This is a genomic window from Pseudokineococcus sp. 5B2Z-1 (assembly GCF_037482305.1).
GTDB lineage: Bacteria > Actinomycetota > Actinomycetes > Actinomycetales > Quadrisphaeraceae > Pseudokineococcus.
The window spans coordinates 145,173-165,326 of sequence record NZ_JBBHZG010000001.1; the positions used below are offsets into that span (position 1 = coordinate 145,173).

At 77.6% G+C, this 20,154-nt stretch carries 18 protein-coding genes; 14 read left to right on the forward strand and 4 right to left on the reverse strand.

Translation table 11 applies throughout. The annotated features are described in order from the left end of the window. Positions 1 to 46 precede the first annotated feature (46 nt). The 6 genes from WDV85_RS00600 (at position 47) to WDV85_RS00625 (ending at position 8,082) form a co-directional block, all read left to right on the forward strand. Complete coding sequence (locus WDV85_RS00600; RefSeq protein ID WP_445263152.1) at positions 47 to 763, forward strand: PspA/IM30 family protein; 717 nt, start codon at positions 47 to 49, stop codon at positions 761 to 763. A gap of 77 nt (positions 764 to 840) precedes the next feature. Continuing rightward, the gene (locus WDV85_RS00605; protein WP_339568786.1) at positions 841 to 2,547 is read left to right on the forward strand and encodes a DUF885 domain-containing protein; all 1,707 of its coding nucleotides are present in this window, start codon (positions 841 to 843) and stop codon (positions 2,545 to 2,547) included. 99 nt (positions 2,548 to 2,646) lie between these two features. Then, entirely contained in the window at positions 2,647 to 4,080 is a 1,434-nt protein-coding gene (locus tag WDV85_RS00610; RefSeq protein ID WP_339568787.1) for a dicarboxylate/amino acid:cation symporter, read from the forward strand. Positions 4,081 to 4,236: 156 nt separating this feature from the next. Then, a complete protein-coding gene (locus tag WDV85_RS00615) occupies positions 4,237 to 4,872 on the forward strand; it encodes a Maf family protein (RefSeq protein ID WP_339568788.1) in 636 nt (211 codons plus the stop codon). 336 nt (positions 4,873 to 5,208) lie between these two features. Then, positions 5,209 to 6,981: an acetyl/propionyl/methylcrotonyl-CoA carboxylase subunit alpha gene (locus tag WDV85_RS00620; protein ID WP_445263153.1), complete on the forward strand. Its 1,773-nt coding sequence runs from the start codon at positions 5,209 to 5,211 to the stop codon at positions 6,979 to 6,981. Between the two features lie 234 nt (positions 6,982 to 7,215). After that, positions 7,216 to 8,082, forward strand: a complete 867-nt coding sequence (locus tag WDV85_RS00625) for an endonuclease domain-containing protein (protein WP_339568790.1) — start codon at positions 7,216 to 7,218, stop codon at positions 8,080 to 8,082. 187 nt (positions 8,083 to 8,269) lie between these two features. Here WDV85_RS00625 and WDV85_RS00630 read toward each other — a convergent pair whose 3' ends face one another. Continuing rightward, positions 8,270 to 9,961 carry an NAD(P)H-quinone dehydrogenase gene (locus WDV85_RS00630; RefSeq protein WP_339568791.1) on the reverse strand — a complete coding sequence of 564 codons (1,692 nt, stop codon included), beginning with the start codon at positions 9,959 to 9,961 and terminating at the stop codon, positions 8,270 to 8,272. A gap of 137 nt (positions 9,962 to 10,098) precedes the next feature. Here WDV85_RS00630 and WDV85_RS00635 point away from each other — a divergent pair, with 137 nt between their 5' ends. The 5 genes from WDV85_RS00635 to WDV85_RS00655 all read left to right on the forward strand — a co-directional run bounded on the left by WDV85_RS00635 (position 10,099) and on the right by WDV85_RS00655 (position 14,928). Then, positions 10,099 to 10,593, forward strand: coding sequence for a gamma-glutamylcyclotransferase family protein (locus WDV85_RS00635; RefSeq protein WP_171203398.1), 495 nt, complete (start codon positions 10,099 to 10,101; stop codon positions 10,591 to 10,593). 267 nt (positions 10,594 to 10,860) lie between these two features. Next, positions 10,861 to 11,766 carry a purine-nucleoside phosphorylase gene (locus WDV85_RS00640; RefSeq protein ID WP_339568792.1) on the forward strand — a complete coding sequence of 302 codons (906 nt, stop codon included), beginning with the start codon at positions 10,861 to 10,863 and terminating at the stop codon, positions 11,764 to 11,766. A 59-nt stretch (positions 11,767 to 11,825) separates the two neighbouring features. After that, positions 11,826 to 13,571 carry a phospho-sugar mutase gene (locus WDV85_RS00645; protein ID WP_445263154.1) on the forward strand — a complete coding sequence of 582 codons (1,746 nt, stop codon included), beginning with the start codon at positions 11,826 to 11,828 and terminating at the stop codon, positions 13,569 to 13,571. After that, entirely contained in the window at positions 13,568 to 14,257 is a 690-nt protein-coding gene (locus WDV85_RS00650; protein ID WP_339568794.1) for a uridine kinase family protein, read from the forward strand. The genes WDV85_RS00645 and WDV85_RS00650 overlap by 4 nt, the downstream gene beginning before the upstream one ends. After that, positions 14,254 to 14,928 carry a GNAT family N-acetyltransferase gene (locus WDV85_RS00655; RefSeq protein WP_339568795.1) on the forward strand — a complete coding sequence of 225 codons (675 nt, stop codon included), beginning with the start codon at positions 14,254 to 14,256 and terminating at the stop codon, positions 14,926 to 14,928. The genes WDV85_RS00650 and WDV85_RS00655 overlap by 4 nt, the downstream gene beginning before the upstream one ends. A 23-nt stretch (positions 14,929 to 14,951) precedes the next feature. Here WDV85_RS00655 and WDV85_RS00660 read toward each other — a convergent pair whose 3' ends face one another. From WDV85_RS00660 to deoC, 3 genes are read right to left on the reverse strand one after another with little or no spacing between them, the layout of a single operon-like run. Then, complete coding sequence (locus WDV85_RS00660; protein ID WP_339568796.1) at positions 14,952 to 15,398, reverse strand: hypothetical protein; 447 nt, start codon at positions 15,396 to 15,398, stop codon at positions 14,952 to 14,954. 25 nt (positions 15,399 to 15,423) lie between these two features. Then, a complete protein-coding gene (locus WDV85_RS00665; protein WP_339568797.1) occupies positions 15,424 to 16,527 on the reverse strand; it encodes an adenosine deaminase in 1,104 nt (367 codons plus the stop codon). Then, positions 16,524 to 17,198 carry a deoxyribose-phosphate aldolase gene (gene deoC, locus WDV85_RS00670; RefSeq protein ID WP_339568798.1) on the reverse strand — a complete coding sequence of 225 codons (675 nt, stop codon included), beginning with the start codon at positions 17,196 to 17,198 and terminating at the stop codon, positions 16,524 to 16,526. The genes WDV85_RS00665 and deoC overlap by 4 nt, the downstream gene beginning before the upstream one ends. Positions 17,199 to 17,309: 111 nt before the next feature. On the opposite strand from deoC, the gene WDV85_RS00675 reads away from it, so the two are divergent. From WDV85_RS00675 to WDV85_RS00685, 3 genes are read left to right on the forward strand one after another with little or no spacing between them, the layout of a single operon-like run. Next, on the forward strand, positions 17,310 to 18,023 hold the full coding sequence (locus tag WDV85_RS00675) for a monooxygenase (protein WP_339568799.1): 714 nt from the start codon (positions 17,310 to 17,312) through the stop codon (positions 18,021 to 18,023). Positions 18,024 to 18,046: 23 nt separating this feature from the next. Next, positions 18,047 to 18,955: a carotenoid biosynthesis protein gene (locus WDV85_RS00680; protein WP_339568800.1), complete on the forward strand. Its 909-nt coding sequence runs from the start codon at positions 18,047 to 18,049 to the stop codon at positions 18,953 to 18,955. After that, the gene (locus tag WDV85_RS00685; protein ID WP_339568801.1) at positions 18,952 to 20,106 is read left to right on the forward strand and encodes a glycosyltransferase family 2 protein; all 1,155 of its coding nucleotides are present in this window, start codon (positions 18,952 to 18,954) and stop codon (positions 20,104 to 20,106) included. The genes WDV85_RS00680 and WDV85_RS00685 overlap by 4 nt, the downstream gene beginning before the upstream one ends. Positions 20,107 to 20,154 lie beyond the last annotated feature (48 nt).

Below are 20,154 nucleotides of genomic sequence, written 5' to 3' on the forward strand. Positions count from 1 at the left end.
GCCGCGCGGCGCCGCAGCACGGGTGACGACGAAAGGACGATCGACGATGGCGCAGCAGTCCCTGCTCGGACGGGTCGGGCAGCTGGTCCGGGCCAACCTCAACGCGGCGCTGGACGCCGCGGAGGACCCCGAGGTCATGCTCGACCAGATGGTCCGCGACTACACCGCGAGCATCCGGGAGGCCGAGGACGCCGTCGCGCAGACGATCGGCAACCTCCGCCTGCTCGAGGCCGACGCCGCCGAGGCGCGCCAGACGGCCTCGGAGTGGGGCGGCAAGGCGCTCGCCGCGAGCCGGCGCGCCGACGACCTGCGCGCGTCCGGGAGCGCCGCGGAGGCCGACCGCTTCGACACCCTCGCGAAGGTGGCGCTGCAGCGGCAGATGGCCGCCGAGTCCGAGCTGCGCGGCTTCGAGCCCCAGATCGCCGCGCAGACGGAGGTCGTCGAGAAGCTCAAGAAGGGCCTCGACGGCATGCGCGGCAAGTTGGCCGACCTGCGCACCAAGCGCGACCAGCTGGCGTCCCGCGCCAAGGTGGCCGAGGCCCAGAACCGCATGCACGACGCGGTGAAGGGCATCGACCTCATGGACCCCACGAGCGAGGTCTCCCGCTTCGAGGAGAAGGTGCGCCGCGAGGAGGCCCGCGCCGCCGGCCGGGCCGAGCTGGCGGCGTCGTCGATCGACGCGCAGTTCGAGGAGCTCGAGGCCGACTCCGACGCCCTCGAGGTCGAGGCCCGGCTCGCCGCCCTCAAGGCCGGCGGCGCCTGACCCGGCCCCTCCCTCCCCGCGCGTCGTCGGCACGTCGCCGTCCCGGTGGCTCGGGGGCCCCGCCTAGGGTGCGGCGGGTGCCCGACACCGATGTCACCGCCCTCCGCCAGCCCTCCGCCGTCGACGAGCTCGCCGACGCCCACGTGGACGCCTACGCCGCCCTCGACCCGGTGGCGGCCACCGGCATGGGCGCCCCCGGGCACGACGACGAGATGACCGACTACGGCCCCGCGGGCGACGCCGCGCGGGCCGACCTCGCCCGGCGCACGCTCGCGGCGCTCGAGGCGCTGCCCGCCGACGCGGTGCGCGACGACGTCGACGCCGTCACCGTCGCCGCGATGCGCGAGCGGCTCGGCCTCGAGGTCGAGATGGCGGACGCGGGCCTCGGCTCGGGCGAGGTCACCGTGCTCGCGACGCCGCTGCAGGACGTCCGCGAGGTCTTCGACCTCATGCCGGTGGCGACGGCGGAGGACTGGGCCGTCGTCGCCCGCCGGCTGGCGCGCGTCCCGGACGCGCTCGCCGGCTACACGACGTCGCTGCGGGCCGCGTGCGACGGCGGTCGGGCGCCCGCCCGGCGCCAGGTGCGCGCCGGCGCCGAGCAGGCCGCCGAGTTCGCCGGAGCCGGCGGCTTCTTCGACGCCCTCGTCGCCGGGGCGCGACCCGACGGAGCGGCCCCCGGGGGCGCGCTGGCCGCCGACCTCGAGCGCGGCGCCGCCGCCGCCCGCGGCGCCTACGCCGACCTCGCGCGCGCGCTCACCGAGGACGTCCTCCCCCGCGCGAGCGACGAGGACGCCTGCGGCCGCGAGGAGTACGCGCTGCGCAGCCGCCTCTTCCTCGGCGCCGAGGTCGACCTCGAGGAGACCTACGCGTGGGGCCTCGAGGAGGTCGCGCGCATCGAGGCGGAGATGGCCGAGGTCGCGGAGCGGATCCGCCCCGGGGCGGGCGTCGACGAGGCGATCGCCGTCCTCGACGCCGACCCCGCCCGCCGGCTGCCCGACGCCGCCGCCTTCACCGCCTGGATGCAGCGCCTGTCCGACTGGGCCGTCGAGGAGCTGGGGCGCGAGCACTTCGACGTCCCCGCGCCGCTGCGGCGCCTGGAGTGCCGCATCGCCCCGTCGGCGTCCGGCGCCATCTACTACACGGGCCCGAGCGAGGACCTCACCCGGCCGGGGCGCATGTGGTTCTCCGTGCCGCCCGGGCAGACCTCGTTCTCCACCTGGCTGGACACGACGACCGTCTTCCACGAGGGCGTCCCCGGCCACCACCTGCAGGTCGGGCACGCCATGGTGCGCTCCGACCTCCTCAACCGCTGGCGCCGCACGATGGCCTGGAGCAGCGGGTACGGCGAGGGCTGGGCGCTCTACGCCGAGCGCCTCATGGCCGAGCTCGGCCACCTCGACGACCCGGGCGACCGCATGGGGATGCTCGTCGGGTCGGTGCTGCGCGCCTCCCGCGTGGTCGTCGACATCGGCCTGCACTGCGGCCTCGCCGCGCCCGCCGAGGTCGGCGGCGGCACCTGGGACGCCGACGCGGTCTGGGCCTACCTCACGGCCCACGCGCGCCAGGACGAGCCGGTGCGCCGCTTCGAGCACCTGCGCTACCTGGGCTGGCCGGGGCAGGCGCCGTCGTACAAGGTCGGCGAGCGCCTGTGGCTGCAGCTGCGCGAGGAGGTGCGCGCCCGGGAGGGCGACGCCTTCGACCTGCGCGCCTTCCACCGGCGCGCGCTCGACCTCGGCGCCGTGGGGCTGGACGTGCTGCGCGCGGCGATGTCGCCGGCCGCCTGACCCCCGGCCGCGGGCCGCTCACCCTCCCCCGGCTATCCCGACCGCGGAGGTCGGGATAGCCGGGAATGCCGCCGGACCCGGCGGTGGTTGCGAGCCGCCGTGACTCTCCTCCGCCGCGCCGCGCGCATCCCCTTCGGCGCCCAGATCCTCGTCGGCCTCGTGGTCGGCGTCGGGCTCGGCGTCCTCGCCCGCTCCCTCGGCGGCACCTCCGAGGACCCGAACGCCCTGACGACCACCCTCGCCACCATCGGCAGCACCTTCGTCCAGCTGCTGCGGGTCGTCGTCCCGCCGCTCGTCGTGACGGCGATCATCGTCTCGATCGCCAACCTGCGGGAGGTGACGAACGCCGCCCGGCTGGCGGGGCAGACGCTGCTGTGGTTCGCCATCACCTCGCTGATCGCCGTGACGATCGGCATCGGCATCGGCCTGCTGACGAACCCCGGCGCCAACGCCGACATCAGCACGGAGGGAGCCACGGCGTCGAGCACGCAGGGCGGGTGGACCGACTTCCTCGACCAGCTCGTGCCGGCCAACGTCTTCAGCCTCGGCGCGCGCACGGACGTCGCGGTCGACCCCTCGGGCACCTCGGCGACGGCGTCGACGAGCCTGTCCTTCGGCGTCCTGTCCCTCGTCGTGCTCGCGCTCGTCATCGGCGCGGCCATCCTCAAGACCGGCGAGAAGGCCGAGCCCTTCCTCGCCGTCGTCCGCTCCGCGCTCGCCGTGACCCAGACCGCGCTGTGGTGGGTCATCCGCCTCACGCCCATCGGCACCGCGGGCCTGCTCGGCAACGCCGTCGCGTCCTACGGCTGGGACCTCGTCGCGCCGCTCGCCGTCTTCACCGCCGACGTCTACGTCGGGTCGCTCATCGTCATGCTCGGCGTGTACCCGCTGCTCGCCCGCCTCCACGGGCTGTCCGCGCGCAAGTACCTCTCCGGCGCCTGGCCCGCCATCACGCTGGCCTTCGTCTCCCGCAGCTCGGTGGGGACGCTGCCCGTCACCCAGCGCGTCGCCGAGCGGAACCTCGGCGTCCCGCGGACCTACGCCTCGTTCGCCGTCCCGCTCGCCGCGACGACGAAGATGGACTCCTGCGCGGCGATCTACCCGGCGCTCGCCGCCATCACGGTGGCGCAGCTCTTCGGGATCGACCTCGGCATCACGGACTACCTGCTCATCGCCTTCGTGTCCGTGGTCGGCTCGGCCGCCACGGCGGGCCTCACGGGCGCCGTGGTCATGCTCACGCTGACCCTCTCGACGCTCGGCCTGCCGCTCGAGGGCGTCGGCCTGCTCCTGGCCATCGACCCGATCCTCGACATGATCCGCACCGCCACCAACGTGGCCGGGCAGGCGCTCGTGCCCGCGATCGTGGCCAAGCGCGAGGGCATCCTCGACGTCGAGGCCTACCACGCCCCCCGCGGCCGCGACCCGCTCGCGCCCCGCGACGACGAGCGCGAGGACGCCGGCGTGCGCACCGGCGAGGCCGACGACGCCCGTCGCGGCGCCGACGACGGCACCCGGGTCGGCGCCCCGGCCTGACCCGCTCCCGCCCCGCTCGCGGGGCACCTCCGCCGCAGGCCCGCTCCCTCGCCGGGAGCGGGCCTGCGGCGTCCCCGACGCGCCGCGCCCTCGCGCCGTCCCTCCGGGGCCGGGGCGGGTGGCGGCCGGCGCGGCCACCGCGTCTACGGTCCTCGCGTGCGCCTCGTCCTCGCCTCCGCCTCCCCCGCCCGGCTCGCGCTCCTGCGCTCGGCGGGCACCGACCCGCTCGTGCTCGTCAGCGGGGTCGACGAGCCCGCCGTCGTCGAGCGCTACGGCGTCACCGACGCCGAGGACGTCTGCCTCGTCCTCGCCCGCGCGAAGGCCGAGGACGTCGCCGGCCGGCTCGACGAGCTCGACGTGGCCGAGGACGAGCCGCTGCTCGTCGTCGGCTGCGACTCGGTGCTCGAGCTCGACGGCGAGGTCCACGGCAAGCCCGTCGACGACGCCGAGGCCGCGGCGCGCTGGCGGCGCATGCGCGGCCGCTCGGGCGTCCTCCACACCGGCCACTGGCTCGTGGACGCGCGCGAGGACGGCGGCACGGGCGCCACGCTCGGCGCCGTCTCGTCGACGACCGTCCGCTTCGCCGACGTCGACGACGCCGAGGTCGAGGCCTACGTCGCCACCGGCGAGCCGCTGCGCGTGGCCGGCGCCTTCACCCTCGACGGCCTCGGCGGCCCGTACGTCGCGGGCGTCGAGGGCGAGCCGTCCGCCGTCGTCGGCCTCGGCCTCGCCACCCTGCGCGGGATGCTCGGCGAGGTCGGCGTGCGCTGGTCGGACCTGCGGACGCCGTAGCCCTCCTCGCCTCGCCGCACTTCGTCGGCACCTCGTCCTCCGCAGGGCCGCCCTCCCGGCACTTCGTCGACACGTCGCCGTCCGCACGTCCCCTCCCCCAGCACTTCGTCGACACATCGCCCCTCGAGCACGCCCTCCGGGGGCGCGTCGTCGACATGACGCCGCAGCGAGCGTCTCGACCTCCGCCGCGACGGCCCGGCGGGACGGACGGGCCGTCGCACCGGACTAGGCTCCCCGGCGGCGCGGAGCCGGGTCGGTCCGGCGAGCGCCACGGACGGCACCCGAGCACCAGGAGGCGGACGAGGCATGGCGACGGCGGACGACGGCGGGCGCACGATCACCAAGGTCCTCATCGCGAACCGCGGGGAGATCGCCGTCCGGGTGGCCCGGGCGTGCGCCGACGAGGGGCTGACCTCGGTCGCCGTCTACGCCGACCCCGACCGTGACGCCCTCCACGTCCGCACCGCCGACGAGGCCCACGCCCTGGGCGGCGTGACGCCGGGCGAGTCCTACCTGCGCCAGGACCTGCTCCTCGACGTCGCCCGCCGGTCGGGCGCCGACGCCGTCCACCCCGGCTACGGGTTCCTCTCGGAGAACGCCGACTTCGCCCAGGCCGTCATCGACGCCGGCCTCGTGTGGGTCGGCCCCCCGCCCGCGGCGATCCGCTCCCTCGGGGACAAGGTGGCGGCCCGCAAGATCGCCGAGCAGGTCGGCGCCCCCCTGGTGGCGGGCACGAAGGACCCCGTGTCCGGCGTCGAGGAGGTGCTCGCCTTCGTCGACGAGCACGGCCTGCCGGTCGCCATCAAGGCCGCCCACGGCGGCGGCGGTCGCGGCCTCAAGGTCGTGCGCGAGCGCGGCGAGGTCGAGGCCTCCTACGAGTCCGCCGTGCGCGAGGCCGTGACGGCGTTCGGCCGGGGCGAGTGCTTCGTCGAGCGCTTCCTCGACCGGCCCCGGCACGTGGAGACCCAGTGCCTGGCCGACGCCCACGGCGGCGTCGTCGTCGTCTCCACGCGCGACTGCTCCCTGCAGCGGCGCAACCAGAAGCTCGTCGAGGAGGCGCCGGCGCCCTACCTCACGGCCGAGCAGCAGGCCGAGCTGTACCGCGCGTCCAAGGCGATCCTGCGCACCGCCGGGTACGTCGGAGCGGGCACCTGCGAGTTCCTCGTCGCGCAGGACGGCACCATCTCCTTCCTCGAGGTCAACACGCGCCTGCAGGTCGAGCACCCGGTCTCCGAGGAGGTCACCGGGCTCGACCTCGTCCGCGAGCAGCTGCGCCTCGCCGCCGGTGAGCCGCTCGGGTACGACGACCCGCCGGTGCGCGGCCACTCGCTGGAGTTCCGCATCAACGCGGAGGACGCCGGCCGCGGCTTCCTGCCCGCGCCGGGCACCGCGAGGCGCTTCGAGGCCCCGTCGGGCCCGGGCGTCCGGCTCGACTCCGGCGTCGTGGCGGGCGACGCCGTCGCAGGCGCCTTCGACTCCATGCTGGCCAAGCTCGTCGTCTCCGGCGCGACCCGGCGCCAGGCCCTCGAGCGCGCCCGCCGCGCGCTCGGCGAGTTCGTCGTCGACGGCATGCCGACCGTGCTGCCCTTCCACCGCGCCGTCGTCGTCGACCCGGCCTTCGCGCCGGAGGTCACCGGCGGCGAGGGCCCCTTCACGGTCCACACGCGGTGGATCGAGACGGAGTTCGACAACCGGGTCGAGCCCTACGCCGGCCCCGTCGCCGACGGCCCGGAGCCGGTCGAGCGCGAGGGCGTCGTCGTCGAGGTCGGCGGTCGACGCCTCGAGGTCGTGCTCCCCGCCGGGCTCGGCGTCTCGTCGGGAGCCCCGGCCGCGGCTCCCGGCCGGGCCAAGGCCCGCCGCGGCCGCGCCCAGAAGGCGGCGGCGAGCGGTGAGTCCCTCACCTCCCCCATGCAGGCCACGGTCGTCAGCGTCGCGGTCGCCGAGGGCGACGCCGTCGAGGCCGGCGACACCGTCGTCGTGCTCGAGGCGATGAAGATGGAGCAGCCCCTGGTGGCCCACCGCGCCGGCGTCGTCAAGGGCCTGCAGGCCCAGGTCGGGCAGTCCATCGCCTCCGGCGCGGTGGTCTGCGAGGTCGTCGACCCCTCCTGAGGAGATGCCCTCGGAGGGCCGTCCCCGGCACATCGTCGACACATCGCCATTGCTAGGGGTGTTTTCACCGCACTTCGTCGACACATCGCCCTTTCCAGGGACGGCTGCACCGCACTTCGTCGACACGACGCCGCCCGGGTCGACCCGCGGAGGTCACTTCGGCGACGAAGTGCGGCCTCCGCTTCCTGTGGACGACGCGCGCCGAGGACCGCGCCGCCCCGGCACCGTCCTCCTGTGCGCGACCTCGACGACCTCGACCTGCCCCTCGTCTTCCGCGGCCGCGATGCCGTCGAGGCGGGCGTCCTCACCCCGCGGCAGCTCCGTGACGGCCGGTGGCGACGCCTGCTCCACGGCGTGTACACGCGTCGCGACGTCGAGGTCACGCACCCGCTGATGTGCGAGGCGGCCGGCCTGCTCCTCCCCTCCTCGGCGCAGGTCACCGGCCCCTCAGCCGCGACCGTCCGAGGCGCCGACTGGCTCTCGCCGCGGGATCCCGTGGAGGCCGTGCTGCCGTCCGGTGGAGCGCACCCCGCCATCCGGGGCGTCCGGGTCCGGCGGTCGAGCGCTCCGCTCGTCGCGGGGACGCCATGGCGGACCACGACCCTCGCCGTCCCCGAGCGCATGGCCTTCGACGCTGCGGCACGCGTCCCTCTCACGCTGGCCGTCGGCCGCCTCGACGAGCTCGTCCGCCGCGGCGAGGTCTCGACCGACCGACTCGCCGCGTGGCTGGAGGGGCGCCACGACAACGACGTCGCGGCCGTGAGGACGGCGCTCGACCAGGTCGACGCGTCGGCCGAGTCCCTGCCGGAGTCCGCACTCCGGGTGCTCCTGCGCCGGGCCGGTGTCCACGTCGTGCCGCAGGTCGTCGTCCGCCATCTCGGCCGTTCGGTCGCGCGGGTGGACCTCGCGCTGCCGGACCTGCGCATCGCCATCGAGTACGACGGGCAGTGGCACGCCGCCAGGGAGCAGCTCGAGAAGGACCGCGCTCGGCTCAACCGTCTTCGGGAGGCGGGGTGGGTGGTGGTGCACGTGACCGCGGCCGACCTCGCCGAGCCGGGACGGGCGGTGGCCCTCGTGCGCGCCGCGATGTCGAGGCGGTGACGCCCGCTCCAGACCGCCTCGACGGCCATCTGACGACGAAGTGCCGTGACGCAGGCGTCTGCTGAAGCGAACTGACGACGAAGTGCCGTCAGCAGCCCCCCGCGGCCGACACTGTGACGACGAAGTGCGGAGGAGGCGCCTCGGGACGGAGAGGAAGGCGACGACGTCCGAAGCGGCGACGTCGGGGTCAGTCGACCTCGGGCGCCGTGTGCAGGCGGCGGGCGGCCTCGGCGAGGGAGCCGGACAGCGAGGGGTAGACGCTGAAGGCGTGGGCCACCTGGTCGACCGTGAGGCGGTGCTCGACGGCGAGCGTCAGCGGGAAGACGAGCTCGCTGGCGCGGGGGCTGACGACGACGCCGCCGATCACCGTGCCGGAACCGGTGCGGCAGAACAGCTTCACGAAGCCGTCGTGGATGCCCTGCATCTTCGCGCGGGCGTTGCCCGCCAGCGGGAGCTTGACCACCTGCCCCTGCGCCTCGCCGGACTCGATCTGCGCCTGGGTCCAGCCGACCGTCGCGATCTCCGGTGCGGTGAACACGTTGGCCGCCACCGTCCGCAGCTTGAGCGGGGAGACGGCGTCGCCCAGGGCGTGCCACATGGCGATGCGCCCCTGCATCGCCGCCACCGACGCGAGCGGCAGGACGCCCGTGCAGTCGCCGGCGGCGTAGACCCCGCGGATCGACGTGCGCGAGACCCGGTCGACGACGACGTGGCCGGACTCCGACGTGCGGATGCCGGCCTCCTCCAGGCCCAGCCCGGCCGTGTTGGGGATCGACCCGACGGCCATGAGGCAGTGCGAGCCGCGGACCTCGCGCCCGTCGGCGAGCGTGACGAGCACGCCGTCGCCGTCGCGCGCCACCGACTGCGCCCGCGAGCGGGCCATGACGGTCATCCCGCGGCGGCGGAAGACGTCGTCGATGACCTGCGCGGCGTCGGCGTCCTCGCCCGGGAGCACGCGGTCGCGGCTCGAGACGAGGACGACGTCGGAGCCCAGCGCCTCGTAGGCGTTGGCGAACTCGGCGCCGGTGACGCCGGACCCGACGACGACCAGGCGCTCCGGCAGCTCGGTGAGGTCGTAGAGCTGCTTCCACGTGAGGATCCGCTCGCCGTCCGGCATCGCGTCGGGCAGCTCGCGCGGGTGGGAGCCGGTCGCGAGCAGGAGGACGTCGGCCCTCAGGTCCCGCGTGCCGCCGTCGGCGAGCTCGACGCGCACCCGGTCGGGGGCGAGGACGGTGCCGCGGCCGACGAGGACGTCGACGCCCTCGCGCTCGAGGCGCTCGCGGATGTCCTCGGACTGCGCCTTCGCGAGCCCGCGCACGCGGGTGTTGACCTTGTCGAGGTCCACCGTGACGGCGCTCTCGGCGTCGGTCTCGCCGCGCCCGGCACCCGGGAAGCGCAGGCCCAGCTCGACGGACTCGGTGACGGTCGCCATGACCTCCGCGGTCGCGATGAGCGTCTTCGAGGGCACGACGTCGGTGAGCACCGTCGACCCGCCCAGACCGTCGCGCTCGACGACCGTCACGGAGGCGCCGAGCTGCGCCGCGACGAGCGCCGCCTCGTAGCCGCCGGGGCCGCCGCCGAGGACGACGACGCGCGTGCTGGCGACGTCGGTGACCGCGGAGCGCACGGGCAGGGGCGGCTCGGCGGCGCGGCGGTCGGCGTCCTCGTCGTCGGCCCGGGCGGCGCCGCGCGGGGGCGCGGCCGAGCCGTCGGCCTCGCTGCCCTCCGGGGAGCGCTCGGCGGGAGCGCCCATGCCCTCGGCGCCGGGGGCGCCGTCGTCCGCGACGGGGGCGTCGGACGGCGCGACGCCGTCGCTGCCCGGGGCCGCGGCGCCGGGGTCGGGGGCCGGGGTCTGCGCGTCGCGCTCGGAGGGAGACATCGGCGCCATTCTGCCTCGCAGCCCCGCCGGCGCGGGCCCTGCACCCGCCCGGACGCAGGGGCCGCCGCTCCGGGGCCCCCGGCCGCGGCGCCCGCGGTGCGGCGGGAGGCGGCCGACGGCTGGATACAGTCCCCGGCATGCCCCAGTACGCGGCCTACGGCAGCAACCTGCACCCCGCGCGCATGGCCGAGCGCGCCCCCCACTCGCCCCTCGCGGGCACGGGCTGGCTCCACGGCTGGCGCCTGACCTTCGGCGGTGAGGACCGGGGCTTCGAGGGGGCCCTGGCCACCGTCGTCCAGGACAGCGCGGCCGACGCCGCCGTCTACGTGGGCCTGTACGACCTCACGGACGCCGACGCCAAGGCCCTCGACGACCTCGAGGGCGCGGGGCTCGGGCTCTACCGCAAGGTCCGCGTGCGCGTGGACACGCTGTCGGGCCAGGTCCTCGCCTGGGTCTACGTGCTCGACGCCTACGAGGGCGGGCTGCCCGCGGCGCGCTACCTCGGCATGGTCGCCGACGCCGCCGAGGCCGCGGGCGCCCCCGCCGAGTACGTGACGGCGCTGCGCGCCCGGCCGTGCCGCGCGTCCGAGGCCGGCGGCCCCCCGCCGTCCGGGCTCGTCGGCGGCGCCTGACGGGACGCGCCCCTCGCGCGTCGCCCTTCCCGGCGATGTGACGACGAGGTGCCGCGGCGAGCCCCTCCGGACGGCGAAGTGACGACGAAGTGCCCCATGAGAGCCACTCCGGGGGCGAGGTGACGACGAAGTACCAGCTGGGAGTCCTCGCGACGGCGATGTGTCGACGAGGTGCCCTGTGACGGCCCTCGCCCACGGCGACGTGTCGACCACGTGCCCGAGGCCTGGCCGGAGGGCGCGGACCGACGGCGCCGGTAGCGTGCGGGCATGGCCAGCACCGCACCCGCCGGGGGCCCCGGCGAGCCGACCACGCCGGCGGACGCCGGTCCGCACGCTCCCGCCGGGACGGCGCCGCCCGGGGGCGCGGACGACGTCCTCGCCGACCCCGTCCGCGCCGCCGAGTCCGCCGCCCGGGTGCTCGCCGAGCGCACCGGCGCCGAGCGCCACGACCTCGCGCTCGTCCTCGGGTCGGGCTGGGGCACCGCCGTCGAGGCGATGGAGGTCCTGGCGGAGGTGCCGGCCGACGAGGTCCCCGGCTTCACGGCGCCCGCGGTGGCGGGCCACGTGCCCGTCTTCCGCTCCGTCCGGATCGGCTCGAGCGACCGCCGGGCCCTCGTCCTCGGCAGCCGCACCCACCTGTACGAGGGCCGCGGCGTGCGCGCCGTCGCCCACGGCGTGCGGACGGCGGCCGCGGCGGGCTGCCGCGGCGTCGTCCTCACCAACGGCTGCGGCGGCCTCGACCCGGCCTACTCCCCCGGCCAGCCGGTCCTCATCGGCGACCACCTCAACCTCACCGGCCGCTCGCCCCTGGAGGGCGCGACCTTCGTCGACCTCACGGACCTCTACAGCCGCCGCTGGCGCGACGTCGCCCGCGAGGTCGACCCCTCGCTGGCCGAGGGCGTCTACGCGCAGTTCCCCGGCCCGCACTACGAGACGCCCGCCGAGGTGCGCATGGCCGGCGTCCTCGGCGCGAGCCTCGTCGGCATGTCCACGGCCCTCGAGGCCATCGCCGCCCGCGCCGCCGGCCTCGAGGTCCTCGGCCTGTCGCTGGTGACCAACCTCGCGGCCGGCGTGGGCGACCGACCGCTGAGCCACGAGGAGGTCGTCGAGGCCGGCCGTGAGGCGGGCCCGCGCATCGGCGCGCTGCTCGCCCAGGTGGTGGAGCGGCTGTGAGCGCCGGCACGACCCCCGCCGGGGACGGCGCCCCCACGGACGCCGACCGCGAGCGCGCCCTGGCCGACGCCCGCACGGCCCGCCGGGACGAGGCCCGGGCGTGGGCCGACGCCGACCCGGACCTGGCGACGACCGCGGCGCTGCGCGACCTGCTCGAGCGCGCGGACGCCGGCGAGGAGGAGGCGCTCGCCGAGCTGGACGACGCCTTCGCCGGGCCCCTGGCCTTCGGCACCGCGGGGCTGCGGGGCCGCCTCGGACCCGGCCCGAACCGGATGAACCGCGTCGTCGTGCGCCGCGCCGCCGCGGGGCTGTCGCGCTACCTGCTCGACCGCGAGGGCGGCCCGGAGTCGCCGCCGCACGTCGTCGTCGGCTACGACGCCCGCCACGGCTCCCGGGAGTTCGCGCTCGACACCGCGGCCGTCGTCGTCGGGGCCGGTCTGCGCGCGTCGCTGCTGCCGCGCCCGCTGCCCACGCCCGTGCTGGCCTTCGCCGTCCGCCACCTCGGCGCGGACGCCGGCGTCATGGTCACGGCGAGCCACAACCCGCCGCAGGACAACGGCTACAAGGTCTACCTCGGCGGCCCCGGCGAGGAGGGCGCGCAGATCGTGCCGCCCGCCGACGCCGAGATCGCCGCGCGCATCGCGGCCGTCGGCGACGTCACCGACCCCGCCCAGGTGCCCATGGCCGACGCCGGCTGGGAGGCGCTGGGCGACGACCTCGTCGACGCCTACGTCGACGGCGCCGCCGCGGTGGCCGGCCGCACCGGCCCTCGCGACCTGCGCGTCGTGCTCACCCCGCTCCACGGGGTCGGCGGTCCCCTCGTCGAGAGGGCCCTGCGCGCAGCGGGTCTCACCGACCTGCGCACCGTGCCCGAGCAGGCCGAGCCCGACCCGGACTTCCCCACGACGGCCTTCCCGAACCCCGAGGAGGAGGGCGCGCTCGACCTCGCGCTGGCGCTGGCCCGCGAGGTGGGCGCCGACCTCGTCGTCGCCAACGACCCCGACGCCGACCGCTGCGCCGTCGCGGCCCCCCTGCGGCCCGGCGTCGACGACGACCCCGACGGCGCCGGCTGGCGCCAGCTGACGGGCGACGAGGTGGGCGCCCTCCTGGGCCACCACCTCGCCGAGCGGGGACTGCCCCCGGGCTCGGTGCTCGCCCGGTCCGTCGTCTCCTCCGACCTGCTGGCCCGGGTGGCCGAGGCGCACGGGCTCGAGAGCGCCGTCGCCCTCACCGGCTTCAAGTGGATCAGCCGCGTGCCCGGGCTGGCCTTCGGCTACGAGGAGGCGCTGGGCTACTGCGCCGACCCGGCGGCCGTGCGCGACAAGGACGGCATCAGCGCCGCCGTCCTCGTCACCGAGCTCGCCGCCGCCGAGAGGGCCCGCGGCCGGGGCCTGCTCGACGTCCTCGACGACCTCGCGCGGGCGCACGGGCTGCACGCGACGGCGCCGCTGACGCTGCGGGTCTCCGACCTCACCCTCATCTCCGACGCCATGGCGCGCCTGCGCGCCGAGCCGCCCGCCGCGCTGGCGGGCAGCGACGTCGTCGAGGTGGTCGACCTGTCCGCGGGCGACGGCGGGCTGCCCCCGACCGACGGCCTCGTGCTGCGCACCGCGGACGGGGCGCGCGTCGTCGTCCGGCCGTCCGGCACCGAGCCCAAGCTCAAGTGCTACTGCGAGGTCGTCGTGCCGGTCGAGGGCGGCGGGTCGGCCGACGCCGCCGCCGTCGCGGCGGCCCGCCGCGAGGCCGGGCGGCGCCTGGACGCCGTCCGCGCCGACCTACGCGACACCATCGCCCTCCCGGCGTGAGCGGCCTCGAGGAGGCCGAGGGTCGGCACGCACGACCGGACGGCCGGGAGGCGGCGGGGCTCGGCCAGGAGGCCCTCTTCGCGGAGCCCCGCGGGGCGCGGCGCCCGCCCGCGCGCCGGGTCGTGCTCCTCACGGGGCCGAGCGGCTCGGGCAAGACGTCGATGGTCCGCCGCCTCGGCCTGCCCGTGCTGGCCCTCGACGACTTCTACCGCGACGGCGACGAGGCGGGGCTGCCGCACCGCTTCGGCATCGTCGACTGGGACGACCCGGGCAGCTGGGACGCCGGCCGGGCGCTCGACGCCCTCGAGCGGCTGTGCCGCGAGGGCGAGGCCGACGTCCCGGTCTACGACATCCCGACGAGCCGGCGCACCGGCACCGTCCACCTGTCCGTCGGGACGGCGCCCGTGGTGCTGGCCGAGGGGATCTTCGCGGCCGACCTCGTCGCCGCCTGCCGCGAGCGCTCCCTGCTCGCGGACGCCATCTGCCTGCAGCGCCCGGCGGCCGTGACCTTCACCTTCCGTCTGCTGCGCGACCTCGCCGAGGCCCGCAAGCCCCCGCACGTCCTCGTGCGACGGGGACTCGGCCTGGCGCGGGCGGAACCCGCGCTGCGGCAGCGGTGGACGTCGCTCGGCTGCCGGCCGCTCGCGCCCGCCGACGCCGAGGCGGCCGTGCGCGCCCTGCTGTGAGCGGCGGCCGGGGCACCCCTGACGGCAGCGGGTCGGCGGGCAGCGGGTCGACGACCGGCGGGTCGACGTCGGGCCGGGTGCTCACCGAGCGCCTCCTGCTGGCTCCCCCGACGGCGGCGGACGTCCCCGCGCTGGCGTCGGCGGTCTACGCCGACCCGCGCACGTGGGCGCTCGACCCGTCGCTGCGCCGCCCGCCGGAGGAGCTGCCCAGCTTCGTCGCACGGCTCGCGGAGCGCTGGGCGCGCGACGGCGCGGGCTGCTGGGTCGTGCGCCTGCGGCCCCCTCCGGACGACCGGCACGACGACGAGAACGGCGGGACCGGCGGCGGAGGGGGCGACGGCGAGGTCGTCGGCCTCGGCGGCTGCGACCTCCCCGGCGAGGGACGCGCCTGGAACCTCTTCTTCCGGCTGGCCCCGGCCCACCAGGGCCGGGGCTACGCCCAGGAGGTCGGTCGCGCCGGCCTCGCGGCCGCGCGGCGGGTCCGACCGGACCTGCCCGTCACCGCCTTCGCCGCGGAGGCGAACACCCCGTCGCGCCGGACGATCGCGCGCCTCGGCCTCGCCGAGGTGTGGCGCGGGCCGGACCGACGCAGCCCCGACCCCGGCGCCGTCGTCGTCGTGTCCGCGGACCGCCCGCTGCCGCCGGACCTGCTGCGCACGCTGACGTCCTGAGAGCAGGGCCCCGGGCGAGGCGCTCAGGCCACGAGGACCAGCGCCAGCAGGAGCTGCGCCGTCGCCGCGGCGACCCGGACGTCGTCCCAGCGCACGAGGCGCCGGTGGGCGGCCGGGTCCCACGCCCGCCCCAGCCGCCGGTGCTCCGGCACGGCGCCGAGGGCCGTCACCCCGAGCACGACGGCCGTGCACGCGGCCGCGCCCAGCGCCGTGAGCGCGTCGGGCGAGCCCGCCGTCACGACGACGAGCCACGCGGACGACGCGACGAGCGCGAGGAACAGCGGCCCGACGAGCCGGGACACCCGCCGGCCGTGCGAGGCCTCCAGCGCCGGGAAGGCCTCGGCACCCCCGGCCGCCCTCGCGGCCGTGGCGAGCTGGGGGTAGACGACGACGCGCACCGTCCACTGGAAGCCGGTGTACGCCGCGGCGGCGGCGAGGTGCACCGCCGTCGCGGCGACGGTCCCGTCCACGCGTCGCGCCCCGGGCCGTGGCCGGTCAGCCGCGCGCCGCGGCGAAGCCCGGGCGCACGACCTCCTCGACGAGGACCTCCCGCACGGGGTGGGGCAAGAAGGCCGCCCGCGCCGCGGCGACGGTGGCCGCCTCCAGGTCGTCGAGGGTCCACCCCGCCTCGCGCACGAGGAGCTCCATCTCCCGCGACACCGACGTCGCCGACTGCAGCCGGTTGTCGGTGTTGACGGTGACGACGACGCCGAGGTCGCGCAGGGCGGTGATGCCGTGCTCCGCGATGGACGCCCCCGCCCCCGTCTGGAGGTTCGAGGTCGGGCAGAGCTCGAGGGGGATGCGGCGGTCGCGGACCCACGCGGCGAGCGGGCCGAGGTGCGCGTCCGGCGTCCCGGCGCGCTCGACGTCCTCGAGCAGGCGCACCCCGTGGCCGAGCCGCTGCGCCGAGCAGGCGTGCACCGCGCCGTGGATCGAGGCCAGGCCCGCGGCCTCCCCGGCGTGGACCGTGACGGGGACGCCGGCGTCGTGCAGCAGCTGGAAGGCCTCGCGGTGGCGCTCCGGCGGGAAGCCGTCCTCGGCGCCCGCGATGTCGAAGCCGACGACCGACCCGCCGGCGGCGGACCCGAGGTGGCGCAGGGTGAGCTCGGCGATCTCGACGCCCCGGTCGGCGTGGCGCATGGCCGTCAGCAGCGTGCCGGTGCGGATGGGCGTGCCCCGCTCGGCCGCCTCGCGCTCGCCCTCGGCGAAGCCCTCCTGCACCGCGACGACGACCTCGTCGAGGGTCAGCCCGCCGGCGAGGTGCTGCTCGGGCGCGTACCGCTGCTCGGCGTACACGACGCCGTCGGCGGCCAGGTCGAGCGCGCTCTCGCGGGCCACGCGGCGCAGCGCGTCCGCCGTCTGCATGACCGCCGTCGTGTGGTCGAAGGTCTCGAGGTAGCGCGCCAGCGTCCCCGAGCTCGCCGCCTCCTCGAACCAGCGGCCGAGGGCGTCGGCCGTGCTCGCGGGCAGCTCGTGGCCCACCTCGTCCGCGAGGTCGAGGAGGGTCTGCGGGCGCAGGCCGCCGTCGAGGTGGTCGTGCAGCAGCACCTTCGGCAGCGAGGGGATCGCCCGCAGCACCGCCTGGTCGACGCCGCTCACGCCTGCGTCCCCTCGAGCACCGCGGCGGAGGAGGAGAGCCCCAGCCGCGTGGCGCCGGCGGCGACCATGGCCGCCGCCTGGTCCGCCGTGCGGATGCCGCCGCTCGCCTTGACGCCGAGGCGCCCGCCGACCGTCTCCGCCATGAGCCGGACGGCGTGCTCGGTGGCCCCGCCGCTGGGGTGGAAGCCGGTGGACGTCTTGACGAAGTCGGCGCCCGCCGCCTCGGCCGCGCGGCAGGCGGCCACGACGGCGTCGTCCTCGAGCGCCGCCGACTCGATGATGACCTTGAGGACGCCCGGCGCGGGCACCGCCGCGCGGACGGCCGCGACGTCGTCGCGGACGGCGTCCCACAGCCCGGCCCGGGCGGCGCCGACGTCGATGACCATGTCGACCTCGTCGGCGCCGTCGGCGACGGCGCGCGCCGCCTCGGCGGCCTTGACCTCGCTGGCGTGCTTGCCCGAGGGGAAGCCGCAGACCGTGGCGACGACGAGGTCGCCCGTGTCCTCCAGCGGGAGCGTCGACGGCGACACGCACACCGCGAGGACGCCGAGCGAGCGAGCCTCGGCGACGAGCGCGGCGACGTCCGCCGGCGTCGCCTCGGGCTTGAGGAGGGTGTGGTCGACCATCGCGGCGACCTGCGCGCGCGTCGGGCGGCTCGTGTCGGCTGTCATGCCCGCATCCTGGCAGCCGACCCCGTCAGCCGCTGCCCCGTGCGCCGCCCTCCCCCGACCACCCGCCGCCCGCCGCGACCGCCCGGCGGGTCGCCGCCTAGCCTCGAGGGCATGGCGCGGGCGCAGCGGGACGACGGCGCGCCCGCGCTCGTCACGCTCCACGTGTGGGGGGTCCCGGCGGCGGCCGTGCCGGCGGCGCTCGGGCGGATGGCGCTCGACCGCGCGCTGCTGCGCGGCAGCGGCGCGCGCTGGACGAAGCTCCTCGGCACCGGCTCGGGGCGCACCTTCACCGCGCGCGACGCCGACCCGCGGCACTGGGCCCTGCTGGCGGCGTGGGACTCCCCCGGCGACGCCGCCTGGTTCGAGCGCTCCGCGACCGCGCGCGGCTGGGGGCGCCTGGCCGACGAGCGCCTGCGGGTGGCCATGGAGCCCGTCGCGAGCCGGGGCCGTTGGGGCGGCGTCGCACCCTTCGGCGACCCGCGGCGCCGGCCCCCGACCGGCGCCCCCGTCGTCAGCCTCACCCGGGCCCGCGTCCACCTGCGCTCGTGGGCGACCTTCACCCGCGCGGTGCCGCCCGTCTCGGGCGACCTCGCCCGGGTCGACGGCCTGCGCGCCGCCCTCGGCGTCGGCGAGGCGCCGGTCGGGCTCCAGGGCACCGTGAGCCTGTGGCGCGACAGCGACGCGCTCACCGCCTTCGCGCACGGACGGGCGCCGCACCGCGCCGTCGTCGAGCGCACGCCCCGGGAGGGCTGGTACGCCGAGGAGCTCTTCGCCCGCTTCGCCGTCACCTCCCTCGAGGGGACCCTGCACGGGCGCGAGCCCTGAGCGACCCGCCTACCCTTGCGCCGGTGGTGACGACGGAGCCCTCCCCGCCCCCGCGGGCCGCGACCGCCCGGCGGCGCTCGCCCCTCGCGGTCGCCTCGCTGCTCCTCGCGGTCCTCGCCGTGCTGGCGCAGGTGGCCCACCCGCTGCTGTCCGGGGACGCGCTGCACACGACGACGGTGGCGGCGGTCGCCCTCTTCGCCGCGGCCGTCCTCGCCGACGCGGCGCGCCGCTTCGGCCCGGCGACGGCCGGCGGCGTGCTCCTCGTCGCGGGCGGCATCGGCCTGCTCGCCGAGGCGGTCGGGACGGCGACCGGCTTCCCCTTCGGCGCGTACTCCTACGCCGGCTCGCTCGGCCCGCAGGTGCTCGACGTGCCCGTCGTCGTGCCGCTGGCCTGGACGATGATGGCCTACCCGATGCTGCTGGCCGGGCGCACGCTCGCCCCGCCCGGGAGCTGGACGGCCGTCCCCGTCGCCGCGCTGGGCCTCGCGTCCTGGGACCTCTTCCTCGACCCGATGATGGTCGCGCAGGGGCACTGGACGTGGGCCGACCCGGCGCCGGGGCTCCCCGGGGTCCCGGGCGTCCCGCTGACCAACTACGCCGGCTGGCTCCTCGTCGCGCTCGTCATCTGCGCCGTCCTGCAGCGCGTCGTGCCCGACCCGCGACGCCCGCCGCGGAAGGGCCGGCCCGCCGGCGCCCGCGGCCCCGCGTCGCGGCCCGCCCCCGCCCCGGGCACCGACCGGGCGCGCGGCAGCGCCGAGCTCGCCGTCCCCGGCCTCCTCCTCGGCTGGACGTGGCTCGGCTCGACCGTGGACGCCCTCGTCTTCTCCGGGCGCCCGTGGGTGGCGCTGTGGGGCTTCGTCGTCATGGGCGCCGTCGTCGCGCCGACCCTGGCGCACTGGCTGTGGGCCGCCGCGTCCATGCGTCGCCGGTGAGGGCCGGCGCCGGCTCCTCCCGCCGCGGGCCGACGGCGGCCGTCGGCGCGGCCCGGGCGCTCGTGCGCGCGACGTCGGCGCTGTCGGTCGGGCTGCTGGCCCACACCTGCGCCAACGCCCTGCTGCTCCGCCGACCCGACCTCGCCCCCCCGGCGGTGACGGGGCGGGTGAGCGTGCTGCTGCCCGTGCGCGACGAGGCGCACCAGGTCGCCGAGTGCCTCGCGGCCGTCCTCGCCCAGGAGCGCGTGGACCTCGAGGTGCTCGTCCTCGACGACGCCAGCTCCGACGGCACGGCGGAGGCCGCCCGGGCGCGCGCGGGCGACGACCCGCGCGTGCGGGTCCTCACCGGGTCGCCGACGCCGCCGGGGTGGCTGGGCAAGCCGTGGGCGTGCGCCCAGCTCGCCGATCAGGCCGCCGGGGACGTCCTCGTCTTCGTCGACGCCGACGTCCGCCTCGCCCCGCGCGCCGTCGCGGCCTCGGTCGACCAGCTGCGCCGCACGGGGCTCGACCTCGTCTCCCCCTACCCCCGGCAGCGCGCGGTCACCCCGGGCGAGCGGCTCGTGCAGCCGCTGCTCCAGTGGTCCTGGCTCGCGACGCTCCCGCTGCGGCTCGCCGAGCGCTCGCCGCGCCCCTCGCTCTCGGCCGCGAACGGCCAGCTCCTCGTCGTCGACGCCGCCCGGTACCGGGCGGTCGGCGGCCACGGGGCCGTCCGCGGCGCGGTGCTCGACGACGTCGCCCTCGTCCGCACCGTCAAGGCCGCCGGCGGGCGCGGCGGCGTCACCGACGGGACGGCGCTCGCGACGTGCCGCATGTACGACGGCTGGGCGGGCGTGCGCGACGGGTACGCCAAGTCGCTGTGGAGCGCGGCGGGCTCGCCGGGCCGCTCGCTGGCGCTGGCCGGCGGGCTCGCGGCCCTCGGGCTCGGGCCGCTCGTCGGCGCCCTCGCCGGCTCCCGCGCCGGGGCGCTGGGCCTCGCGGCGGGCGTCGCCTCCCGCGTCGTGGCCGCACGCCGGACGGGCGGGCGGGCCTGGCCCGACGCCCTCGCGCACCCGGCGTCGCTCGCCGTCCTCGCCGGGCTCGTCGTCCGCTCCGTGCGGGGGCACCGGCGCGGCGACCTGCGGTGGAAGGGACGCCGGCTCCCCACGGCGTGACGCCGCCCCCGCGCACGGCCCGACGGGGGTCCCCGGCGCCGCTCGACT

Bases quoted from the DNA above. Each gene is read 5' to 3' on its own strand.
- WDV85_RS00600 (WP_445263152.1), top strand. From the start codon at position 47: ATGGCGCAGCAGTCCCTGCTCGGACGGGTCGGGCAGCTGGTCCGGGCC.
- WDV85_RS00630 (WP_339568791.1), bottom strand. From the start codon at position 9,961: ATGTCTCCCTCCGAGCGCGACGCGCAGACCCCGGCCCCCGACCCCGGC.
- WDV85_RS00635 (WP_171203398.1), top strand. From the start codon at position 10,099: ATGCCCCAGTACGCGGCCTACGGCAGCAACCTGCACCCCGCGCGCATG.
- WDV85_RS00640 (WP_339568792.1), top strand. From the start codon at position 10,861: ATGGCCAGCACCGCACCCGCCGGGGGCCCCGGCGAGCCGACCACGCCG.
- deoC (WP_339568798.1), bottom strand. From the start codon at position 17,198: ATGACAGCCGACACGAGCCGCCCGACGCGCGCGCAGGTCGCCGCGATG.
- WDV85_RS00675 (WP_339568799.1), top strand. From the start codon at position 17,310: ATGGCGCGGGCGCAGCGGGACGACGGCGCGCCCGCGCTCGTCACGCTC.